We start from the raw sequence: 1,141 nt of genomic DNA, 5'->3' as shown, positions 1-1,141 counted from the left end.
AATATATGCACACACCGATTGAGACCATTAAACTGTGTGATGTCCAAGCGGTCAGCGATTTGATGGCAGCCTTTTTGAAGGAGTTTGACGGGGAGGTAACGCGCGTATGATCGAGGTATTAGAAAAGCTGTGCGCTCTTCCCGGTCCGTCCGGCTGTGAAGATGCAGTACATGATTTTATTTTGGAACAGGCAAAGCCATACGCGGATGAGATTCGCGAGGACAATCTCGGTAATCTGATGATTTTCCGCAAGGGCAAAAAACACATCAGCAAGACGGTGATGCTCTCTGCACACATGGACGAAGTTGGTGTCATTTGCAAGGGATACACAGACGACGGCTGTGTCAAGTTCGGCTTTGTCGGCGGCGTTGATCCGCGCGTCGTGATTGGCAGACGCATTTTGTTTGGCGATGTGCGCGGTGTTGTCGGCATCAAGGCTGTTCATTTGACCACGCGGGAAGAACGAAAGACCATGCCAAAGACCAGCAGCTTATATATTGACATTGGTGCGTCGGACAAGAAAGAAGCACAGAAAAAAGTGCCGCTTGGCACATACGGTGTCTTTGATTCTGCTTGCGTTCGGTTTGGCGATGGATTGCTCAAAGCAAAAGCCATTGATGACCGCGTGGGCTGTGCGGTCATGCTGACACTTTTGCAGGAACAGCCGGCGGTAGATACATGGTTTGTTTTTGGTGTACAGGAAGAAGTTGGTTTGCGCGGCTCTCGCTGCGCAGCATTTGCGCTGCAGCCGGATATTTGTCTGGTGCTGGAAGGCACAACGGCGGCAGATTTGGCAGAAGTAGACGGCGCCAAGCAAGTGTGCGGTCTGCGCAAGGGTGTTGTGATTCCGTTTATGGATCGCTCTACCATTTACAATCAGAAGCTGTTTGAGACGTTGCGCAAGCTGGCAGAGGACAATCATATTCCATGGCAGACCAAGCACCGCGTAGCAGGCGGTACAGATGCCGGACGCATTCATTTGACCAGAGAAGGCGTTCTGACAGCTGGACTTGCGGCACCGGTTCGCTATATCCATTCACCATCCAGTGTTGCTGCTCTGGAGGACATGCAGGGCATGTTGGCACTGAGCCGACATTTTCTGACGTATTTGGGAGATGAAGAATCATGAGTTTTGATATTT

At 51.0% G+C, this 1,141-nt stretch carries 1 protein-coding gene; it reads left to right on the top strand.

Features of this window, described 5'->3' with window-relative positions; translation table 11 throughout:
- Window positions 1-106 precede the first annotated feature (106 nt).
- Window positions 107-1,129, top strand: a complete 1,023-nt coding sequence (locus tag ACR0P9_RS12980) for a M42 family metallopeptidase (protein ID WP_432620800.1) — start codon at window positions 107-109, stop codon at window positions 1,127-1,129.
- Window positions 1,130-1,141 lie beyond the last annotated feature (12 nt).

Origin of the sequence: Butyricicoccus sp. (genome assembly GCF_050872565.1) — a bacterium.
Lineage (GTDB): Bacteria > Bacillota > Clostridia > Oscillospirales > Butyricicoccaceae > Butyricicoccus_A.
This window is presented reverse-complemented; position numbering and strand designations above follow the sequence as displayed.

Bases quoted from the DNA above. Each gene is read 5' to 3' on its own strand.
- ACR0P9_RS12980 (WP_432620800.1), top strand. From the start codon at position 107: ATGATCGAGGTATTAGAAAAGCTGTGCGCTCTTCCCGGTCCGTCCGGC.